A 20,262-nucleotide genomic window follows, 5' to 3' on the forward strand; every position below is an offset into this window, starting at 1 on the left:
TTCTCCTCGCTGCGTCTGCCGCGGCGATCGCTCAAGACACGAAAGAAACGATGACCGAAGCCAGCACCACACCGCCCAGGGCCGAAAAACGCGCTTATTCCTACGAACGCCACGGCTATACGATCGAGGATCCTTATTTCTGGCTGAAGGACCAGGGCTATCCCAAGGTCGATGATGCCGATGTGCTCGCCTATCTGAAAGCCGAAAACGCCTATTTCGACGCGCACATGAAGCCCCATGCGGCACTCGTCGAAACCCTGTTTCAGGAAATGAAGGGACGCGTGAAGGAAGACGATTCCTCCGTGCCGCTGAAGGACGGCGACTGGCTCTACTGGTGGGCTTTCAAGCCCGGCGCGCAATATCGCACATGGTATCGCAAGCCGGTCTCCGGCGGTGCCGACCAAGTGATCTTTGACGAGGTCGCGGAGGCAGCCGGGAAAGACTATTTCCGCCTCGGCGCGATGCAGGTGAGCCCGGATGGAAGGCTCGCCGCCACCCTGGTCGACGATAACGGGTCCGAACGCTTCAAGCTCAAGATTCGGGATCTCGCGACCGGCAAGGATATCGAGACTGTATCGGAGGTCGGGATCGGTTCTCCGGTCTGGACCGCCGACAGCAAGGGCGTGGTCTTCACCGAAGTGAATGAGAATTGGCGCAGCTACCGTGCGCGTCTTCATTGGCTCGGCCGCCCGGTGGCCGAAGACAAAACGCTTTATGAGGAAACGGAGAATAAGGGTTTCTCCGTCGGAGTTTCCAAATCGCAGGATGAAGGGCTGATCTTCATCGCGACAGGCGACAACACGACGAGCGAAGTCCGCTTCGTGCCCGCTTCAGCACCGGAAGCGCCGCCGGTCCTCATCGCCCCGCGCAAGGAGAATCGCCAATATTCGGTGGACGCCGCGCACGGAAAGCTGTGGATCCTCACCAATGACGATCATGTGAATTTCCGCATCGCCGAAGCCTCGACGATGAAACCCGGCGAATGGAAGACGGTGATCCCCGGCTCGGACCGCGTCTATCTGCGCGGCATCGCCTCCTTCCGCGATCACCTCGCCATTACCGAACGCGTGGACGGCCTCGACCAGCTGCGCCTGCGCCAATATGACGGGAAGGAATTCCACGTGCCCTTCCCAGAGGCGAGCTACACCGCCTCTTTCTCGGGCAATCCCGAATATGCGCCAGACGCCTATCGCTTGTCCTATTCGTCGATGGTGACGCCGGCGACCGTCTACGATTTCAATCCGAAGACCAAGCGGCTCGAAACGCTGAAGGTGCAGGAAGTGCCCTCGGGTTACGATCCCACCCAATATGCGACGGAACGCCTGACGATCACCGCGCGCGACGGTGCCAAGGTTCCCGTGTCGATCGTCTACAAGAAGGGCTTCGAAAAGAATGGCGAGGGGAAGGTCTTTCTCTATGCTTACGGCGCCTATGGCTATGCGGTGCCGCCGAGCTTCGGGACGCAGCGCCTCAGCCTGCTCGACCGCGGCTATGCCTATGCCATCGCCCACATCCGGGGCGGCGACGACCTTGGCTATCAATGGTTCCTGGACGGCAAGCTCACCAAGCGCACCAACACGTTCAACGATTTCGTCGACGTGGCGAAGGGGCTGATCGCCGCGAAGTTCACAAAACCGGGCAATATCGCCATCAACGGCGGATCGGCGGGCGGCGAGCTGATGGGCGTTGTCGCCAATACCGATCCGGGCCTGTGGGGCGCGGTGGTGGCCGACGTGCCCTTCGTCGACGTCCTCAACACCATGCAGGACGAAAGCCTGCCGCTGACGCCGGGCGAATGGCCGGAATGGGGCAATCCGATCACCGACAAGGCGGCGTTCGACTATATCCGCTCCTATTCGCCCTACGATCAGGTGAAGGCGCAGAATTATCCGCCGATGCTGGTCACAGGGGGCCTCAACGATCCGCGCGTCACCTATTGGGAACCGGCCAAGTGGACGGCGAAACTCCGCGAGCTCAAAACCGACGACAACGTCTTGCTCATGAAGATCAACATGGGCGCGGGCCATGGCGGCAAGTCGGGACGCTGGGAGCGCCTGCACGAGGTGGCCGAATCCTATGCCTTCGTCCTGACCCAGATGGGCGGAGCCGAATGACGCCATTCGAGCGCAAGATCACCGCGACCCAGGACGACATCGACGAGCTCGGTCATGTCAACAATGCGGTGTGGGTGCGCTGGATCCAGGACATGGCGACTGCGCATTGGACCGCCGTCGCCGATCCCGATCATGTCGACGCCTATGTCTGGGTCGTGACACGGCACGAGATCGATTATCTGCGCGCTGTGTTGCCCGGGGAAACGGTGACGGGCCACACCTGGGTTGGTGAGGCGCCTAAGGGCGCGCGCTTCGACCGGCACGTGGAATTTGTCGGCGAGGACGGAAAACCGCGCGTCCGCGCCAAAACGACCTGGGCGATCATCGACAAGGCGAGCGGCCGCCCGATCCGCGTGCCGCCGGACGTGGCGGCGCCGTTCCTCAAGTGAAGTCTCGCACCGCCTCGACGATCTTGGGATAGGCCTTGCCGTCCACGCCAAACCCCATATGCGTGCAGTCGATCTCGACCTGCTGGTCGCTTTCATGGGGAAGCCCCCGCGAACAGGCCGGCGCGACGACGCCGTCTCTGCGTGACCAGAGGGCGAGAGTCGGCACCGGCGGCTTCGCGGGTATGTCCGCATCGATCGGTGGTGCATCGACCGGATGCCCTGCCACCAGTTCGTAGATCCGCCATGCATTATTGGCGCGCAATGAGCCGGAAAAAGGCGACCCCAAGGTGACGACCTTGGCGATAAGGTCGGGCCGCCTCTTTGCCACCTCCCGGGCGTAGATGCCGCCGAGGCTCCAGCCGATCACAATAACCGGCCGTCCCTTGGCGAAAATCTCCAACCGTTCGACGAGAATATCCAGCGTATCGTTGCGCGCGCCGCGATTCATGCCCATGCCCCAACCGGTGACGCGGTAACCGGCCTTCGCGAACGCGCGTTGCAAACCCAATGTAGTCCGGTCGTTGGCAAGAAAGCCGGGAATGATAAAGACGGGCTGCCCGTCCGCCGGCCCCCTCTCCCCGACATGACCGAAGCCGCGCCAGAAGCGGCTGATCAGGCTGAGGCCTTCTCTCAGCAGCAATCGCTTGGGTGGGGCCTTGTCGTCGGTCATGTCTATAGAACGGAAACTAAAGGAACTCGCCGCCCATCAGCGGCTGCAGCGCCTTGGGCAGGCGGACCCGGCCATCGGCGGTCTGATGATTTTCGAGCAGCGGCACGAGGATGCGGGGGGAAGCAAGCGCCGTATTGTTGAGTGTGTGCACGAAGCGCACCTTCCGCTCACCGTCCCGCCAGCGCAGATTCGCGCGGCGCGCTTGCCAGTCGTGCAGGGTCGAGCAGCTGTGCGTCTCGCGATACTTATTTAAAGAAGGCACCCAGCTTTCGATATCGTTCATGCGATATTTGCCGAGACCCATGTCGCCGGTCGACGCCTCGATCACCTGATAGGGAATCTCAAGATCGTTGAGCAGCATTTCGGCGTTGGCGAGCAACTTCGCGTGCCACCCGGCGGACACCTCCGGATCGTCCTCGCAGATCACATATTGCTCGAGCTTGTAGAATTGGTGGACGCGCAGAAGGCCCCGCACGTCGCGGCCCGCGCTCCCCGCCTCGCGGCGGAAGCAGGGCGAGTAACCGGCATAGAGAATGGGCAGCTGCTGCGCTTCGAGTATCTCGCCGCTGTGAAGGCTGGTGAGCGCAATCTCGCCCGTCCCCGCGAGGTAAAGCTCGTCCTTCGGAATTTCGTAGGCTTCTTCCTCATGCCCCGGGAAGTGCCCCGTCGCGACGAATGCGGACGGGCGCGCGAGCGCAGGCACCGTCATCATCGTGAAACCCTCGGCCGACAGCCGCTGTTGCGCCCAGAACATCAGGGCCTGCTCGAGCAGCGCGAGCCGCCCCTTCAAGCAATATTGACGAGATCCCGAAACCTGGGTGATGCGGCCGAGATCGGCCCAATCGTTCATCTCGATCAGCGCGACATGGTCGCGCGGCTCGAAGTCGAACTGCGGCACCCGGCCTTCCTGACGAACGACGATGTTGGAATTTTCGTCCGGACCGACCGGCGCCCCCTCCCACGGAATGCCCGGCAGACGCAGCAGCAGGGCGTTTAGCGCGTCGCTTTTTTCAGAAAGGCCGCCTTCGATCTCCGCGATTTCCGCGCCGATCGCCTTGGCCTTGGCGCCGAGCGCCGGACGCTCCGCCGGATCGGCCGACTTGAAGCTGTCGCTGATCGCATTGCGCTCGGCCCGCAAACGGTCGACCTTCGTCTTCGCCTCCCGCACTTCAGCGTCCAACGCCAGCAGCGCGTCCAGATCGACGGCGACATTCTTGTCGGCAATCGCCTTATCGACGACGCCGCGATTCTCCCGGATGAAAGCAAGGCTGAGCATGATCCGCGCTTAAAGCAGCAAAGCCGCGTTGGACAAGTCAGTTGCACCCCTCTGACGAAGAAAGGGCGGCCAGCACGAAGTCGCTAATCCTGTACTCGCATCGATTATAGGCGCACTTCGCCGAAAGTGGCTGTTTCGGGCATCGGCAAGCCCGACGCCTTGTAGCTGCCTGTCAGTTCTTCCTTGCGTGCGCGCAAGGTATCCCCAAGGGCGTCCATATCGAGTTTCGCTTTGCGCGCTTGGGAAAACATGCCTTCCAGGCGTTTCTCCTCTTCCTCGACATGATGTTCGATCATCTCGGAAAGCACCTTGACCTTCGCGTCATGGAAATCATCTTCCGGTCCGCCGGCCTCGATTTCGGCGATCAATACCTTGGCGGCATCGTGTTCGACATAGGCCTCCTTGATCAGATCCTCCTCCACCTTGCCTTCACAGGCCGGGTAGAAAATCTCTTCCTCAATCTGAGCATGCACCGTCAGCTCCAGGCAGATTTGCGCCGCGATCTTCCGCTTGGCCGCGGCGCCCGAAGCAGCCTCAAACTTCTTGAACAGGGCCTCCACCGTCCGATGATCCTCTTTGAGAAGGGCAATGGCATCGGGCTTCTTGTCGCTGGGCATCGGGCATCTCCACCGTTTCATCCCAAGAACGGGGGAGCGAACAGCATCGTTCCGTAAGCACCCGGGATGCGCGGAATTTCTTATAGGGATTCGGGAAAATGCGGGGACGGATGTTTAGAAATCGCCTCGTTACAAGGGCCTGTTCGATAGGGATTACCGATTGGCCCTAAGTTTTCCGGCAATCAATCTCATCCATGCCATAGGCCAAGGTCGGCGCCACATGCATGGTGACGATAACGGCGGCTTTGCCGGCCAGGTCGAAAGCCGCCGCTGGCATCAGCCGTGCGCCGCCGCAAAATAATCGGAGCGCATCACCTCTACGTCCGAGAGGAATGTCACGCCGGGCCGCTTCTCGAACAAGCGAGCCAGGCCTTGCGCTACCTCGGCGATCGCCTGGTCATCGGCGACACCGACGAACATGACGAGCCCGCTCTGATCGTTGAAGATGGTCTTGCCTTGATGGAAGCCGCCATGGCCCATGCCCGCGACATCGCGGATCATGGTCCAGCCTCCAACACAGGCGGTTTTAAACAGATCTTCGACAAGAGGATGGTCGCCTGCATGAACGACGACCTCGATCTTCTTCAAGCGATGCAGTTTGAGGATGTGAGTAGGGTTGTTCATGAGTTGATCTCCAAATTGTCGGCGGATTTTGAGAAGCTGATCCCGGCAAGTTCGCTGTCCCGGCGCCACCGCAATGCCTTGCCGGTATGTGGATCGATGACCACCAAAGTGACCCATCCGTTGCCGAACAGGCGGGCGAGGATGTCGTTCGATGCGACCACGGCTTCGACGCGATCAAAGGGGGCGAGGACGATCGTCAGCAATCGCTGGGGCACATGGAACGGCACGCCATCGTCGGTGAACAGGGATTGCCTGGGCAGCCCTATCCTGAGGTCGCCGCCATTGCCTTGCACGACGCCAATGCCCCCGACGACATTCTGCGTCACCTTGTCGCCCGATCCGTAGCGTTCATTGTCGACGGTCGAGAAGAAATATTGGCAGTTGATCCACTGCGCCACCACCATCGGCGCGGTGAGGATCGTGGCAAGTGCCGTGCCTTCGCCGTCGGCTTCCCAATCGTAACTGTGCAGGAAGGCGCGACCGCCAAGGTCGATGTGGCTGGTGAGGGAACGGGGGGCGACGATGAAGGCCGCATTGCCGGACAGGCCCCATTCCGGCCTGATCTCGCCCCAATGGACAGCGCCGGTGAGCAGTTCGGCGGCAGACCGGTCGAGCAGGCGCGCGCGCCGCTCCCGGTTGACGGCGCCTGCCTTCGCAAGGCTGTCCATCAGCGCCGTCAAATCGCCTTCATGGCTGTCCGGCACGTCCGCCTGATCGAACAGGGTAATTTCGTCCGTCGTCGTATTATGCTCGGCGGCGATAAAGACGGTGCTTTCCGGAAGCGTCACGCCTTTTCGGGCCATGCCGGAGCGCACTTCTGGGTCATTGAGAATGGCCGCCAGAATGCGAGCATTGTGCCCCCCGGCATGACCGCCGCAGGCGCCGCAATCGAGCGCGGCTGAATAGGGGTTGTTCACCGCGCTGCCGCCATGGCCAACCAGGGCCACCAGCCGTGCCGTCTTTTGCGAAAGGCCCGTGAGTTTGAACAAGGCGAGCGCGTAGCCGATCTTGTCCTCCAACGTGAAGGGCGAGTGCAAATCGGAGCCGGATTGGCTGAGAGTGGGAGCCAGGACATCAGCCCTAGGTGGCATCAGCGCCACCGCGATGCGCTTGGCCAAATTCGGTGCGATCGTACGGGCGGCCATTAGCAGGCCGGCCACCGGTCCGGTGGCCTCCGCCGTCGCGAAGGCCGTTGCCGTGCCTTGCTTCACCGTGTCGAACAAACCAACGGTCTGCTTCGCCTGCTCGCTCTTCATCGCGAGCGTTGCTGCGTCCCTTTCGCGGCCTGGAACGGCACCTTCCGCCACATCGTGTTGGGGGGACAGAAGCACAGGGAGAAGCCGTTTGCGCCGCGTTTCGCCGAGAGGATGAAGGGCGATCGGCAGACCAAAGAAACCGGCATAACCAAAGGTTTCATAACGGCCCTGGTCCTCCAGCGCCTTGCGGAACGGTTCCGAACGCACATCGATGCAGAATACCAGCTGAGCCTCGGGCGCTTCGGCTGAGACGGGCGCCCTTGCAGCCGACTGCAGCTGCGGCATCAAGGCATTGCGATAGGTCCATTCGGCAGCCGTCAGGAAAATGCTTCCAAGCGCGCCCCCGTCCATGCCCGCAATCTCGTCGAACCGGGCGCGTCCTGCCTGGGTCAGGCTCGCCAGCATGTCGGACGTGAGGTTGAAATGTGCCGCCAATGCCTTGGAAACGTCTTCGGCTTTCCGCGCTTCCGGAATAGGCGAGACGGCCCCTGCCCTTTCCAGCAGCATCCACAGCGCAAGCAGATCGGCCATTCCAGCCGGTGCGACCTCGCTAATATCGGAGTCCGCATATTCGTTGCGCCACCTGATATGTCCGGCCCAGCCGGGAAGGCGGGCGACATAGGCCGCAAGCCGGCCCTGTTCCTCGCCTTGCGCAACGCCGAGCGCCGCTAGCCCCTCGGCAATGGCCTCGAGTGGGTCGCGCGGCACGCTCAGCAGCAACTGCCGGCCAGCTTCGCCGGCCAGTTTCCCAAATTCGGGATCCTGTCCGGCGATGGCGAGCACCGCCCGATACAAGCCAAGGTCGCGATAAGGCATCGGGCTTGCCGCCTGAGCCAGATCGAAGAAGGCCGCGCACCACTTGGCGATGAAGGCCGCATCGGGCGCCAAGTGAGCAGACACCCCCATTTCATCTCCGCCGGGCAGATGGAGAAGACGGGCCATCAGCAAGTCCAATCGCGACACGTCGGGCCCGATCAGCTCGAAAGCGCGATTTAGCCCGCCGAGCTTCTGGATCGCGGCATCGCGCAGAGCGCGTTCCTGGACCTTTCCGGCCTTGAGGAGCGTGCGCCACGAAGCGAGCGGCAGGCTTTCGCGCGCGCCGAAATGCCGCGCTGCGACCGTGACGGCTTCCTCGAAGGGAAGCTCTTCGAAACCGGACAGGGGATTGACGGCGATGGCGCTTTCGAGCGGCCATAACGGGGAGACCGTGCGTGCCGCCAAGGCCACCAGGCTCGCCGCTTCGGTCCGGGTCAGGACTGGCGCAACGGCAGTGAGGGGAGCCATCATGTTCATTTCGGTTCTCCTTTGCCAGCAGTCAGGGTGCCGGCATTGATCAAGCGGACGTAGAGCGGGATGGGCAAAGCGGTGCCGTTGGACAGGCGCCGCTGCTGCCAGGCCCAGCTTCCAAAAAAGACGGCGAGAAGGAGCAGAAGGGCCCAATCGGGCATCAGGGGCGGTGCATCGGAACCGGCTGCGGCTCGGGAAAGCGTCAGCCCCAGGGTGTGAAAAATGATGAGAACCGCCAATCCCGCGATCAGCGGCAGCTTGCCTCTTGCAGCGGATCTGCCGCCGAGAAAGGCGATCAGCGTCACCAGCGCCGTCGCAATGCCGAGGAGTAAAGGCATCAGGCTTGCGCCGCCCTGGCCGGACCCGACCAGAAGGACGGCAGCAGCAAGCGTTCCCGTCATGGTCAGCAATGCCGACCGGTTGGAGACGGGCGTCACCGCACCGCCGGACTTGATGCCGACCCCCGAGCCTGAGCCGAGAAAGAGCGCGGCTTTGAACAGGCCGTGGGCAATGATGTGCCAGAGCGCTGCCGCATAGGCGCCAAGCCCGCAGCTCATGATCATGAAACCCATCTGGGAAATGGTGGAACCGGCCAGCGCGCGCTTCACATCGGGCCGTACCATCATGATGCCCGCGCCGTAGAGTGCCGCGCCCAACCCAGCAGCGACGGCCACCGCACGGGCAGCGGGAGCGGCTTCCAGGATGGGAGCAAAGCGGATCAGCAGAAATCCCCCGGCGTTGACGAGGCCTGCATGCATGAGGGCCGAGACCGGTGTCGGCGCAGCCATGGAGGAGAGCAGCCAGCCGGAGAAAGGGGGCAGCGCGCAACGGACGGCCGCAGCAGCGACAAGCAGCATAGCCGCCGCACCTGTTAGCGAAGCAGGCATCGCCGATGCTGCAACGAGTACCGCTTCAATATCTGGAGAACCGGCCCACAGGGCGAGAATGCCGAGCCCTGCGAGCAAGGCCGCATCGCCCGCCATGAAGGTCATCCTCATGCGGCGCTCGGACATCCGCGCTTCGTTCCAGCCGGAACGGTGGCCGACCAAAGCGGCGAGCAACTGGCCGCTGGCGCACCAGCCAACGGCCATGACAATTAGATTTCCGGTGAAGAGAAAGACCAATATGCTGGCGGTCAGCAGGCCGAATAACGCAAAGAAGCGAGCGGATCGCCGATCCGCTCGCATGTAGTGCAGTGAAAAGGTCGCGACCACTGCAGCCACGAAAAGCGTCAAAATCGCCATGGCGGACGACAGGTCCAACCGGGGAGCGGACGCATGCTGCACTCCTGCCCATAACGCGGATAGGCCAAGGCCAAGCCACAGAAGAAGAGCGATCGGCGCGCCTGGCGCGGTGGATAGCTTTACTTTTGAGAACTGCATGAGAACCCCTTTCGAGAGGGCCTATGAAGCTTGGGATACTATTACGAAAACGAGTTGTTGAAATATCAATCATTGACAAGGCAAATGGATCGCCCTTTTAAGCCGGGCATGCCTGGAACCCGATGCCTCGATCTCGACCTGCTCCGCTGCTTCGTCACTATCGCCGAAACCGGCAGCTTCACGCGGGCGGGCGATCGTCTCGGTCGAACCCAGTCGACCATCAGCTTGCAGGTCAAGCGGCTGGAGGATCAAATCGGGCGCGCCGTGTTCATTCGGACGCCGCGTTCGCTCGCACTGACGTCGGAAGGGGAAAAGCTGCTTGGACCGGCGCGGCAGCTTCTGCGCTTGAACGACGCTGCCATTGCCGAGATGTTCGAGCCCGACATGACCGGCAGGGTCCGGATCGGCGTGCCGGAGGATTTTGCGACGGCGCACCTGCCGGTCGTTCTCGCCGCCTTCGCCAAGGCGCATCCCTTGGTCGAGCTTGAAGTCACTTGCGATCTCACGCTCAATCTTTTGGATAAGTTCCATGACGGCGGGTTCGACCTCGTCCTGGTGAAGCGGGAGCCCTCAGCGCCGCTGGAAGGCGTCAGGGTATGGCGCGAGCCTCTGGTCTGGGTGGCCCGCGATCAACTCGCGGCTACCGGGTTGGAAACGGTGCCTTTGGTGGTTTCGCCCGAGCCCTGCGTCTACCGCAAACGCGCCATGGATGCCCTGCAAGCGATGGGCCGCAAATGGCGCGTCGCTTATACCTCGACCAGCCTTGCGGGAAGTCAGTCGGCGGTGAACGCAGGCCTCGGTATCACCGTGCTGCCAAGGGAGATGGTGCCAACCTACCTGACGCCGATTATCGACGATCCCGAGCTGCCCCCGCTTTACGATACAGAAATAGCGCTTATCGAGGCTCCGGGGCTTTCCCAAACGGCGCACCGTCTCGCCCAACATATCGTCACGGCGCTTGAACGCGGGGCCTGACCGATGCCTATATTCGACGCCAGCCGGGATCAATTCTCAGCGGGTACGGGGGTGCTGTCAGTCTAATGCTAACTTGTCTCTGATTTGGGAAGCGGGGACAAGTTCATGAGGTCGATATCTTACAAGCGACACCGCTTTCCGGCGGAGGTTGGGACGTGCGGCGCCTTCCCTCGCCAAGATTCAGACAGGGCAGATTCCAGTTCGCCACGATATGCCGATGATCAAGGCGCTTCGAAGTGCCCATAGGATGGTTGGGACCAGCACAGACTTCCCGCCCACGATGGAAGTCGCTCCCGCGACTCCCTACCTCCGGCGGATTGTCAGACTCGCTTACCTTGCACCTGACTTACAGCGGATGATCTTCGATGGCCGTCAGCCTACGTGGCTGACGCTTGCCCGCCTTATGCAGGACGATTTTCCAGTCAGCTGGCAACGGCAGCGCGAGATTTTCGCCTCGCCCGAACCGGCCTGAGCTCCCTCTTCCCTCCGCGTCCTTGTTCTAGCTCTTTGCGAGCCTGATCGTCTGATTCAATTCCCTGATCAGCTCAGAAAATTCCCTGTTCTCATGAGCAGGGAATTTGTTCTTTGTGGCACCGCAAAAGCTTGATCTCTCGTGGGATTTTTGCGTTGCTCGAAGCAACGGACCACATCCGTATCCCTGAAATCGAGATTATTCCCTGTTTATCGAGCCAGAGCAGGGAAACTCACCCAACCATCGAAACGCCGGAGACTGACCGCGAAAGCCCGCGCCAATGAGGCCTGAACTCTTGCTGAGAACGGGAGGCAGATTCGAATGAGGTGAGATTTCGCCCGCATTTGCGGAGGCTTGCAGGGACCCAAAGCTCTCAAGAGACTAGTTGTGGGGGTTGATGGCGGAGACGGAGGGATTCGAACCCTCGATACAGTTTCCCGTATGACGCTTTAGCAAAGCGTTGGTTTCAGCCACTCACCCACGTCTCCGGAAAAGCGCCGACGGAGGGGGCTATAGCCAGACACTTTCGAACGATCAACCGATGTCGGCGTGGCGGCCCGATCTTTCTGAAAACGGCTGTCATTTGATGAGGCCCAGCGCGCGAAAGCTGCGCCAACTCGATCGTGCGATGATGACATGGTCGTGGACCGCGATGCCAAGCAGGCCCGCCGCCGCCGCCAGCCGCTGCGTCGCGAGGATGTCGGCCTTGCTCGGTTCCGCGCTGCCCGATGGATGGTTGTGAACGAGGATGAGGGCGGTGGCGTTCACCCGGAGGGCTGGCCGGATGATCTCGCGGGGATGAAGGGCCACTTCCTGAACGGTCCCGATGCCGACAATCTCCTCCGCGAGCAGGCAGTTGTCGCTGTCCAGGCACAGGACGCGCAGATGTTCGGCATGATCGCGTGCCATCGCAATGCTGAGATAATCGATGAGCGCGTGGGAATCGGAAAGCACCGGACCCGCGGTTAAGCGAGCGCGGCGCGTTTCGAGCGCGACCGCGCGCACCGCTTGGAGGAGGCTGACGGTGCGCCAGTCCCCGCAATGCGGCATTTGTTCGTCGGGGTGGGCGTCGAGCAGCGCCTCGATCGAGCCGAAGGTCGCGATCAGATGTTCGGCGCGTCGCGCGGCCTCGAGCGGCCAAGTGATGCGGAGGAGCGCTTCCAGGAGGGATCGGTCCCGTAAAGCGTCAGGCGGCGGCGGTGCCGGACCGTCGCTGCGATCAAAAGCAGCAGCATAGGATAAGCGAGCTTCCCCACCGCCAGCCCGTAGATCCAGGGCACGATGCCGGGATCGTAGGCCTTGGCGGCGTGAACGCCAACGGTGAGTCCATGAAAACCGACCATCCATATCGGCCAGATCCGATCAGCGCGAAAGGCGAGCGCGAGCAGCAGCGCGAGCAGCACGATGTCGATGATCAATATGTCCAATTCGACAGCGTGGAACATGTTCGACGCGCCCTTCTGCACGAGCCAGGTAGCCCCCGCGGCGGCGAGGAACGCGACCGCGGCGATCCGTTCCGGCGCGCCGCCCTTCCAAAGCGCGAAAGCGACGGTGGCGACGAGGGCGGTGTTGAAGAGGATGAGCGGAAGCATGTCCGGACCCGACCATGACGGGCACGGCCGGGTCAAGAGGGCGCGTCATCAGGCGACGTCGCGCAGGCGCCGGACCTCGCCGGTCATCGGGCCCAGGAATTCCTCCTTCGGGCTTTCGTCGCCAAAGCTGATTGGCGGCAAACCCATTTGCTCGCGCGTGCGATCAAGATATTTGTGCGCGGCGACGGTGTGCCGGCGGGCGGCGATGAGAGCGGTGACGGCCTCGCCGACATTGTCGAGCGCCGGTTGGCCGGCCAAGGCAGGCAGATTGGCTTCCTGGCGGGCCCGCGGCATCTGCGCCGCAAGCTCGGCGCCGCAACAGACGGCTTCGTCGATGATTTCTTCGAATTTCCGGAGCAGGAGGGCGACGCTTTGTGCCGCCTGAAGTTTTTCGTCTGACATGATTATCCCCTTGCGCGCCGGCGCAAGGGTCGGTCGCGTCATGACGACTTCGTCGTTATTGAAAATTCGCGAGCGGAAATCCGACCAGCGTCGCGAGAACGTTGAGCCCGGTGGCAAGCATGCCGACCGCCACCATGGCGAGGATCGGGATCGCCACGACCCAGATCAGCGTGTCCTTGGTTCCTAATCCATTATGCCGTCCTCCCCTTTTGCGGAGAGGCAAAGGAAGGCGGCGTTCAGGCATCGGATCAGCCGAATAAAAGGCTTGCGCCTGCCTGAAATGCCGCCCGTCCGCTTGCCCTTCCGGCTCGCTTCGGGCGAGGGGTTCGGGTTCCGCTGCGGAGAGGGACGAGGCAATGTCCGGCGCTTGATATATTATCGGCTGATATGCCCCGTTTTCATGATGCGCGAGCAGGCGCGCAGCTTCGATCCGGCTGCAAACGCCGAGCGTGTGCATGGCAATCCTGAGGCGCTGATCGACGGTATGGGGAGAGATGCCAAGGGAGCGGGCGATATCCTTTGACGACATATGCCGATAGACCATGCGCAGGCATGCTTTCTGTCCATCCGTCAGCCGCTTGAGTCCGCTTTCAGTCACGCGGCGATGATAAGCCGAGTTTGGCGCAGGGCTAGATGGAAGTTGCGGATCGGGCCTGCCTCGCCGGAAAGGAAATCGTCGATCCGGCGCAAGAACGACTCGGATCGCCGCCTCATTCATTGCGGCGAAAGGCAAAACGCGGTTAACGTGGGGTTACTATTCGTTCGGGGGAGGTTTGCGATGAAGTCATCCGTTTTGAAGCTGGTCGCCGCCGCCGGACTGATTTTGTCCAGTCCCGCTTTGGCCCAGATTACGACCATCGATCCCAACGATGCCGGGGAATATGAGCCCGCCGTGGACGGCCAAAGCCCGCAACCCGCGACGCCCTCTTCTTATCCCTCTTCCTCTACCACGGGCACCGATCAGGCTCCGCCCCCGGCCGGGGACTATGTGCCGGTCGACGGGGGGCCGCAGGAAAGCGCGGCGCCCGCTTATCAGGCTCAGCAGCCCGTACAGGGCGATGCCGCGACCCGCGCCAGCGCGGCGGTCAGCACCGCCGTCCCGCGCAGCAATGTCTTCGACGCGGCAGAAGGAGTGTTCGGACGCGGCGCCGAAGGCCTGGCGGGCCTTATCGAAAACATCCTCAAGAAGCAGGGCGAGCCGACCGCCTATATCACCGGCCGCGAAGCGGGCGGCGCGGTGGTCGTCGGCCTGCGCTACGGCTCGGGCACCCTCCATCATCAGGTGCAGGGCGACAGCCCCATTTACTGGACCGGACCGTCGGTCGGTTTCGATTTCGGGGCGGACGCGAACAAGGTCTTCGTCCTCGTGTACAACGTCAACGACAAGGCGGATATGATGAAGCGTTTTGGGGCGGTCGAAGGCAATGCGTTCGTGGTCGGCGGCTTCAACGCCTCCTATCTCCGCCATGGCGACAAGGTGCTGATCCCGATCCGCATGGGCGTCGGCGTCCGCCTCGGCGTCAATGCCGGCTACATGAAATTCTCCGAAAAGAGCAAGTGGTTCCCGCTGTAAGGGGCAAAGGGAAGCATGAAGCGATAGTTCCGGGTTCGCACCGTCTGCCTTCCCGACTGTCCAAGATCATGAAGCGCTCATTTCCTGATCCCTCAAAGCTGACGAGATGGATCAGCTGACACGCGATTCCTGTCAGTTTTGTCAGTTTCCAGCCCTGTTTGGATGTTGCCGAGGTTTGGAGAGGTTCACGGAAAGAAAGAGCAAGGCCGGACAGTAACATGGCGGCTAGGCTGTAGGAAAATAGTTTCGCCCGATTTCCATCAGCTGCATCATTCCAGCGAAAGCTGGAATCTCTCTCGTGTTGTTCGGGAAGCCGCAAGATTCCAGCTTTCCCTGGAATGACGGTTTGGAGGAGAGGCTCTCTCTTCAGTTAAAGTCAGATGCGGGAGCAACCAATTCTTCTCTGTTCAAAATGCCCGCCCGTTCCTAACTCACCGTCATGCCCCCAACCACCCTCATCGACCGCGCCGTCATCCGCCTGACCGGCGAGGATGTGCGCGGCTTCCTGCAGGGCCTCGTCACCAATGACGTGAGCTTGCTTACTGAAGATACGCCGCTGTGGGCGGGGTTGCTGACGCCGCAGGGCAAGGCGTTGTTCGACTTCATTCTTTGGGCCGAGGATGAAGACGTGCTGATCGATTGCGAAGCGGATCAAGCCGATGCGCTGGTGAAGCGCCTCACCCTTTACCGCCTGCGCCGTCCCATCGCGATCGCGCGGGACGACGCGCTTGCCGTCCATTGGTCGCTGACCGGCGACGGCGCGGCCGACCCCCGCCTGCCGGAACTCGGGCATCGCTGGATCGCGCCGCCGGGCGAAGCGGCGGAAGGCTGGCTCGCCCATCGCCTGTCGCTCGGCGTCACCGAAGGCGCGGCGGAACTGGGGCAGGACAAGACGCTTTGGCTGGAATGCAACGCGGCCGAGCTGAACGGCGTCAGCTTCACCAAGGGCTGTTATGTCGGCCAGGAGAATACGGCGCGAATGAACTACCGGTCCAAGGTCAATCGGCGGCTGGTGGTGGTGCCAGCCGGTGCGGCCGGAGAGCGGACGCGCGCTCATTATCCCGACCTAGGCCTGGCGGTAGAGCACCGCCGCGTCGACGACCTTGGCAACGCCATTCTGCCGGATTGGCTGAAAGCGGCCCTCAGCTGAGCTGCGCGAAGGCGCGGACCGGGAAGGTGCCCATGCCAACGATTTTCGGCGGTACGGCGGTCAGTTGGAAGCCGCTGTCCGGAAGCGCACCCAAATTGGTCATATGCTCACAGATGAGAATGCCCGCGCCGAGCAGGATGGTGTGCACCGGCCGTGCCTTTATGCGCGTGTCGTCGATATTGTGACTATCGATGCCGACCAGCTTCGCGCCGCGATCCATCAGCAGGCGCGCCGCACCTTCGGTCAGAAAGGGGTGATTTTCGAAATAGGCATCGGTGCGCCAGTGGCGGTCCCAGCCGGTGTGGACGAGCACAGCCTTGCCGCGCACGTCGAGGCCTTCGAATGCCGTTTCATCCACGGCGAGGCTCTGGGATCGCACGACGATGCCATCGAGGGCGGACATCTGCTCCAGTGCGATCGCGGCGAGATCGGCGCCGTCGGCGAAGCGATGGAACGGGGCGTCGAGATAGGTGCCGGTATTCGCCACCATGTCGATCCGGCCCATTTGGAAGGTCGATCCGTCGTCGTAAAAGGCACGCGACGCCTCGCGATCCCAAAAGTCGCAAATATGCGGGCCGGGCAGCCCCTTGTAAGTCGTCATGCCCGCTTCGATCACATGGCTGAGGTCGATGAGCCTCCCGCCGTCTTCATGCGCCATAAAGTCCCCAATCCAATCGCCATCCAGACCACGTTGAGCACCGCCGAGGGCAATGCGCCGTGGTACCAGCCGTTGACGATGAAACCAGCAGCGCCGATCACGTTCAAGGACTGATAGAGGGCAGATCGGGCCATGACCCTGCCGATGGACAGCAGGAAATAGGCGGCGAGAATGAGCAGAGCGCCTGCCCATCCCGCCGCTTCGACAAGGATTTCCACCCCGCTCAGGTCGCGAGGTTCCGGAGCACGTAGTGGAGGATGCCGCCGCCGCGATAATATTCAAGCTCGTTCACCGTATCGATCCGGCAGCGCGCCTTGAAGGTGAAGGCCGAGCCGTCGGCGCGGGTGACCTGAACGTCGACGTCCTGGCGCGGCTGGAGGCCGGCGACGGCGGTGACGGTGAAGGTTTCGTCGCCAGTGAGGCCGAGGCTCTCGCGGTTCTCGCCGCCGAGGAACTGGAGCGGAAGGACGCCCATGCCGACGAGATTGGAGCGGTGGATGCGCTCGTAGGTTTCGGCGATGACGGCGCGGACGCCGAGGAGATTGGTGCCCTTCGCCGCCCAATCGCGGGAGGAGCCGGTGCCGTACTCTTTGCCCGCCAGGATGACCAGCGGGGTGCCCTCCGCCTTGTAGCGCATGGCGGCGTCGTAGATGGGGAGGACTTCGCCGGTGGGGACGTAGCGGGTGACGCCGCCCTCGATGCCGGGGGTCATCTGGTTCTTGATGCGGATGTTGGCGAAGGTGCCGCGCATCATGACTTCGTGGTTGCCGCGGCGGGCGCCGTAGCTGTTGAAGTCGGCGCGGATAACCTCATGATCTGCAAGGAATTTTCCGGCCGGGCTGTCCGCCTTGATCGCGCCCGCGGGGCTGATGTGATCGGTGGTGATGGAGTCGCCGAAGATGGCGAGCGGACGGGCGCCGACGATATCCTCCACCCCCTTGGGCGTCATCGTCATGCCTTCGAAATAAGGCGGGTTCTGGATGTAGGTGGACGTTGGCGACCATGCATAGGTATCGCCACCCGTCACCGGGATAGCGCGCCACTGAACGTCGCCATTGTACACATCCGCATAGCGGGTCGAGAACATGTCCGAATTCACATAGCGATCGATGAGCGAGCGGACCTCCTCGTTGGTCGGCCAGATGTCCTTGAGGTACACGTCCTGGCCGTCCGAGCCCTGGCCGATCGGCGAGGTGACCATGTCGTCCGTCACCGTGCCCTTCAGCGCGTAGGCGACGACGAGCGGCGGCGAGGCGAGATAGTTGGCGCGCACGTCCGGCGACACGCGGCCCTCGAAATTGCGGTTGCCCGACAACACCGACGCCGCGACCACGTCGCTCGCGTGGATCGCCTTGGAGATCGGTTCGGGCAGCGGACCCGAATTGCCGATGCAGGTGGTGCAGCCATAGCCGACGAGATCGAAGCCGATGGCGTCGAGATCGTCCTGCAGCCCGCTCGCCTCCAGATAATCGGTGACGACCTGGGAGCCGGGCGCGAGCGAGGTCTTGACCCACGGCTTGGAGGTGAGGCCCTTCTCCCGCGCCTTGCGCGCGACAAGGCCCGCGGCGACGAGGACGGAAGGGTTGGAGGTGTTGGTGCACGACGTGATGGCCGCGATCACCACGTCGCCGTGGCGGATGCCGTGGTCCGTGCCCTCGACCGGATAGACGTCGGCCAGCTCGGCGGCGGGCTGTCCATATTCCTTTTCGAGATTGACGCGGAATTCCTCGTCGAGCTTCGAGAGCAAGACCTTGTCCTGCGGGCGCTTCGGCCCGGCGAGCGAGGGCTCCACGCTGCCCATGTCGAGGGCGAGCGTGTCGGTGAAGATCGGGTCCGCGGCCCCGGCCTCCAGCCAGAGGCCCTGCTCGCGGGCATAAGCCTCGACCAGGGCGACCTGATCGGCGGACCGGCCGGTGAGGCGGAGATAGTCGAGCGTCTTATCGTCGATGCCGAAGAAGCCGCAGGTCGCGCCATATTCCGGCGCCATGTTGGCGATGGTCGCGCGGTCGGCGAGCGAAAGCGCCGACACGCCCGGGCCGTAAAATTCGACGAAGCGGCCGACGACGCCCTTCTTGCGCAGCATCTGCGTGACGGTGAGGACGAGATCGGTGGCGGTGATGCCTTCCTTCAAGGCGCCGGTCAGGTGGAAGCCGACGACTTCCGGGATCAGCATGGAGACCGGCTGGCCGAGCATCGCGGCCTCCGCCTCGATCCCGCCGACGCCCCAGCCGAGCACGCCAAGGCCGTTCACCATCGTCGTGTGGCTATCCGTGCCGACGAGCGTGTCGGGATAGGCCACTTCCTCGCCGCTCGCATCCTTCGAAGACCAGATTGTGCGCGCGATATGCTCCAGGTTCACCTGGTGGCAGATGCCGGTGCCCGGCGGCACGACCTTGAAATTGTCGAAGGCCTGGCTGCCCCATTTCAGGAACTCATAGCGTTCCATGTTGCGCTGATATTCGAGCTCCACGTTGCGCTCGAACGCCTTGGGCGTGCCGAATTCGTCGACCATTACCGAGTGATCGATGACGAGGTGGACGGGCACCTGCGGATTGATCTTTTCCGGATTGCCGCCGAGCGATTTCATCGCGTCGCGCATGGCGGCAAGATCGACCACGGCCGGAACGCCGGTAAAATCCTGCATCAGCACGCGGGCCGGGCGATACTGGATCTCGCGCGGGTTCGCGCCCTTATCCTGCTGCCAATCGACGATCGCCTGAATGTCGTCGCGGGTGACGGTCTTGCCGTCTTCGAAGCGGAGCAGGTTTTCGAGCAGCACCTTCATGGAGAAGGGGAGCCGCGACACATCGCCCAGCGCCTCACCCGCCTTCTTCAGCGAATAATAAGCGTAGGACTTGCCGCCGACATCGAGGGTGGAACGGGTGTTCAAGCTGTTGTTGCCGACCTGAGTCATGATGATCCTCGTCGCGAAGTGGTACTTCGCGCCGGGTTGAGACGCGGAGTCCTGTTGGAATTTGGGGGCGCCTTAGCAAGCGTGGGGCGATGGGGAAAGAGCAGGCTCTTCCACATGCCCGAGAAGTGGAAACGTGGATGTCAAACGCGCAACGGCGAGCGGAGGCGATGAACCATTCTGGAGCAATATTTTCCAACCTATAAGGAACGTCGTCTGCCTTATTGAAGTTATACTTCCTGTGGGGCTGGAGATAAGCATGATGAGGCTCTCACTACACGCCCTCATATACTTTACCTTATTGGGCGCATGCTCAACGGCAACTCCGCCTAATCCGGCAAATGAGCGACGGTCGATCGCACTCCCCACGGCGCCTGCAGACGGTATCATTCAGATCGAGAGATTAGGAAGGCTGCGTTATGAAAACGGCTGCCTTCTTTTCTTTGCAGAAGGCGCCCCAGCGCCGCTGTTGACGGTCTGGGCGCCGGATACGGTCTTTGACGGTCAGTATGTTTGGTCTCGATCAACTGCCGGTCGCTTGGAAAGATACGCTCTTGGGCAACGCCTTCGCGTTGCGGGCTCCCTCCAAAATTCAAACGAAGCAGGCCAAATCGCAACTGTCCGGCCATTTCAAATGCGATGTCCTCAAGATCTTTTTTTCATTAAGCAAGTCACGCATAATTGATGCGGTTCAAGATAGATCTAAGATTATATTTCTGCATATTTACAGCAGACTATCAAATTCATCGGTATATATAATATATTTGGAACACTTGGCTCAGTGTCTTGTTTAGATATGCAATTCGATGAGGTGTTAGATTGTTTAAGCGACGCACTCTAGCGCTTGCTGCGTTATCACAGACACTCGGCGCTTGCTCCAGTGCGGAATCCAATTATCCCTATACGAGACTTTC

At 61.9% G+C, this 20,262-nt stretch carries 18 protein-coding genes and 1 tRNA gene; 5 read left to right on the plus strand and 14 right to left on the minus strand.

The window, feature by feature from the left end:
* Positions 1–50 precede the first annotated feature (50 nt).
* Positions 51–2,114, plus strand: coding sequence for a S9 family peptidase (locus IC614_RS07880; protein WP_200973152.1), 2,064 nt, complete (start codon positions 51–53; stop codon positions 2,112–2,114).
* Positions 2,111–2,503 (plus strand): acyl-CoA thioesterase, encoded by a 393-nt coding sequence (locus tag IC614_RS07885; RefSeq protein ID WP_200970808.1) that lies wholly within the window; start codon positions 2,111–2,113, stop codon positions 2,501–2,503. The genes IC614_RS07880 and IC614_RS07885 overlap by 4 nt, the downstream gene beginning before the upstream one ends.
* On the opposite strand, the gene IC614_RS07890 is transcribed toward IC614_RS07885, so the two are convergent.
* From IC614_RS07890 to IC614_RS07915, 6 genes are all read right to left on the minus strand, one after another.
* Positions 2,496–3,173, minus strand: a complete 678-nt coding sequence (locus IC614_RS07890) for an alpha/beta fold hydrolase (protein WP_200970809.1) — start codon at positions 3,171–3,173, stop codon at positions 2,496–2,498. The two genes, IC614_RS07885 and IC614_RS07890, sit on opposite strands and share 8 nt — an antisense overlap.
* A 16-nt stretch (positions 3,174–3,189) precedes the next feature.
* Positions 3,190–4,449, minus strand: a complete 1,260-nt coding sequence (gene serS, locus IC614_RS07895) for a serine--tRNA ligase (protein ID WP_200970810.1) — start codon at positions 4,447–4,449, stop codon at positions 3,190–3,192.
* A gap of 104 nt (positions 4,450–4,553) precedes the next feature.
* Positions 4,554–5,066: a hemerythrin domain-containing protein gene (locus tag IC614_RS07900; RefSeq protein ID WP_200970811.1), complete on the minus strand. Its 513-nt coding sequence runs from the start codon at positions 5,064–5,066 to the stop codon at positions 4,554–4,556.
* A gap of 276 nt (positions 5,067–5,342) precedes the next feature.
* On the minus strand, positions 5,343–5,654 hold the full coding sequence (locus IC614_RS07905) for a P-II family nitrogen regulator (protein ID WP_200970812.1): 312 nt from the start codon (positions 5,652–5,654) through the stop codon (positions 5,343–5,345).
* A 32-nt stretch (positions 5,655–5,686) separates the two neighbouring features.
* Complete coding sequence (locus IC614_RS07910; protein ID WP_200970813.1) at positions 5,687–8,239, minus strand: DUF2309 domain-containing protein; 2,553 nt, start codon at positions 8,237–8,239, stop codon at positions 5,687–5,689.
* Positions 8,236–9,477, minus strand: a complete 1,242-nt coding sequence (locus tag IC614_RS07915) for a proton-conducting transporter transmembrane domain-containing protein (RefSeq protein ID WP_200973153.1) — start codon at positions 9,475–9,477, stop codon at positions 8,236–8,238. The genes IC614_RS07910 and IC614_RS07915 overlap by 4 nt, the downstream gene beginning before the upstream one ends.
* Positions 9,478–9,723: 246 nt before the next feature.
* Between IC614_RS07915 and IC614_RS07920 the strand changes: the two genes are divergently transcribed.
* A complete protein-coding gene (locus tag IC614_RS07920) occupies positions 9,724–10,590 on the plus strand; it encodes a LysR substrate-binding domain-containing protein (protein ID WP_200970814.1) in 867 nt (288 codons plus the stop codon).
* A gap of 870 nt (positions 10,591–11,460) precedes the next feature.
* Here the strand turns inward: IC614_RS07920 and IC614_RS07925 are convergent.
* From IC614_RS07925 to IC614_RS07940, 5 genes are all read right to left on the minus strand, one after another.
* A tRNA-Ser gene (locus IC614_RS07925) sits at positions 11,461–11,550 on the minus strand.
* A gap of 91 nt (positions 11,551–11,641) precedes the next feature.
* Positions 11,642–12,226 carry a JAB domain-containing protein gene (locus tag IC614_RS07930; protein ID WP_226372767.1) on the minus strand — a complete coding sequence of 195 codons (585 nt, stop codon included), beginning with the start codon at positions 12,224–12,226 and terminating at the stop codon, positions 11,642–11,644.
* Complete coding sequence (locus tag IC614_RS12335; RefSeq protein WP_226372603.1) at positions 12,166–12,654, minus strand: hypothetical protein; 489 nt, start codon at positions 12,652–12,654, stop codon at positions 12,166–12,168. The genes IC614_RS07930 and IC614_RS12335 overlap by 61 nt, the downstream gene beginning before the upstream one ends.
* A 48-nt stretch (positions 12,655–12,702) precedes the next feature.
* The gene (locus IC614_RS07935) at positions 12,703–13,056 is read right to left on the minus strand and encodes a hypothetical protein (protein WP_200970816.1); all 354 of its coding nucleotides are present in this window, start codon (positions 13,054–13,056) and stop codon (positions 12,703–12,705) included.
* A 55-nt stretch (positions 13,057–13,111) separates the two neighbouring features.
* On the minus strand, positions 13,112–13,774 hold the full coding sequence (locus IC614_RS07940) for a helix-turn-helix domain-containing protein (RefSeq protein ID WP_200970817.1): 663 nt from the start codon (positions 13,772–13,774) through the stop codon (positions 13,112–13,114).
* 60 nt (positions 13,775–13,834) lie between these two features.
* On the opposite strand from IC614_RS07940, the gene IC614_RS07945 reads away from it, so the two are divergent.
* Complete coding sequence (locus IC614_RS07945; protein ID WP_200970818.1) at positions 13,835–14,629, plus strand: DUF1134 domain-containing protein; 795 nt, start codon at positions 13,835–13,837, stop codon at positions 14,627–14,629.
* Between the two features lie 439 nt (positions 14,630–15,068).
* On the plus strand, positions 15,069–15,779 hold the full coding sequence (gene ygfZ, locus IC614_RS07950) for a CAF17-like 4Fe-4S cluster assembly/insertion protein YgfZ (RefSeq protein ID WP_200970819.1): 711 nt from the start codon (positions 15,069–15,071) through the stop codon (positions 15,777–15,779).
* Here the strand turns inward: ygfZ and IC614_RS07955 are convergent.
* The 3 genes from IC614_RS07955 to acnA are packed head-to-tail and all read right to left on the minus strand — an operon-like array spanning position 15,772 to position 19,351.
* A complete protein-coding gene (locus IC614_RS07955) occupies positions 15,772–16,437 on the minus strand; it encodes a cyclase family protein (protein ID WP_200970820.1) in 666 nt (221 codons plus the stop codon). The two genes, ygfZ and IC614_RS07955, sit on opposite strands and share 8 nt — an antisense overlap.
* Complete coding sequence (locus IC614_RS07960; RefSeq protein WP_200970821.1) at positions 16,392–16,655, minus strand: CBU_0592 family membrane protein; 264 nt, start codon at positions 16,653–16,655, stop codon at positions 16,392–16,394. The genes IC614_RS07955 and IC614_RS07960 overlap by 46 nt, the downstream gene beginning before the upstream one ends.
* Positions 16,656–16,660: 5 nt before the next feature.
* On the minus strand, positions 16,661–19,351 hold the full coding sequence (gene acnA, locus IC614_RS07965) for an aconitate hydratase AcnA (RefSeq protein ID WP_200970822.1): 2,691 nt from the start codon (positions 19,349–19,351) through the stop codon (positions 16,661–16,663).
* Between the last annotated feature and the right edge of the window lie 911 nt (positions 19,352–20,262).

The organism is Sphingosinicella flava (assembly GCF_016025255.1).
Lineage (GTDB): Bacteria > Pseudomonadota > Alphaproteobacteria > Sphingomonadales > Sphingomonadaceae > Allosphingosinicella > Allosphingosinicella flava.

Excerpts from the sequence above, each read along its gene's own strand:
- IC614_RS07940 (WP_200970817.1), bottom strand. The coding sequence starts at position 13,774 with ATGAATGAGGCGGCGATCCGAGTCGTTCTTGCGCCGGATCGACGATTT.
- acnA (WP_200970822.1), bottom strand. The coding sequence starts at position 19,351 with ATGACTCAGGTCGGCAACAACAGCTTGAACACCCGTTCCACCCTCGAT.
- serS (WP_200970810.1), bottom strand. The coding sequence starts at position 4,449 with ATGCTCAGCCTTGCTTTCATCCGGGAGAATCGCGGCGTCGTCGATAAG.
- IC614_RS07935 (WP_200970816.1), bottom strand. The coding sequence starts at position 13,056 with ATGTCAGACGAAAAACTTCAGGCGGCACAAAGCGTCGCCCTCCTGCTC.
- IC614_RS07955 (WP_200970820.1), bottom strand. The coding sequence starts at position 16,437 with ATGGCGCATGAAGACGGCGGGAGGCTCATCGACCTCAGCCATGTGATC.
- IC614_RS07885 (WP_200970808.1), top strand. The coding sequence starts at position 2,111 with ATGACGCCATTCGAGCGCAAGATCACCGCGACCCAGGACGACATCGAC.
- IC614_RS12335 (WP_226372603.1), bottom strand. The coding sequence starts at position 12,654 with ATGCTTCCGCTCATCCTCTTCAACACCGCCCTCGTCGCCACCGTCGCT.
- ygfZ (WP_200970819.1), top strand. The coding sequence starts at position 15,069 with ATGCCCCCAACCACCCTCATCGACCGCGCCGTCATCCGCCTGACCGGC.
- IC614_RS07900 (WP_200970811.1), bottom strand. The coding sequence starts at position 5,066 with ATGCCCAGCGACAAGAAGCCCGATGCCATTGCCCTTCTCAAAGAGGAT.
- IC614_RS07915 (WP_200973153.1), bottom strand. The coding sequence starts at position 9,477 with ATGGCGATTTTGACGCTTTTCGTGGCTGCAGTGGTCGCGACCTTTTCA.
- IC614_RS07920 (WP_200970814.1), top strand. The coding sequence starts at position 9,724 with ATGCCTGGAACCCGATGCCTCGATCTCGACCTGCTCCGCTGCTTCGTC.
- IC614_RS07880 (WP_200973152.1), top strand. The coding sequence starts at position 51 with ATGACCGAAGCCAGCACCACACCGCCCAGGGCCGAAAAACGCGCTTAT.
- IC614_RS07890 (WP_200970809.1), bottom strand. The coding sequence starts at position 3,173 with ATGACCGACGACAAGGCCCCACCCAAGCGATTGCTGCTGAGAGAAGGC.
- IC614_RS07910 (WP_200970813.1), bottom strand. The coding sequence starts at position 8,239 with ATGAACATGATGGCTCCCCTCACTGCCGTTGCGCCAGTCCTGACCCGG.
- IC614_RS07945 (WP_200970818.1), top strand. The coding sequence starts at position 13,835 with ATGAAGTCATCCGTTTTGAAGCTGGTCGCCGCCGCCGGACTGATTTTG.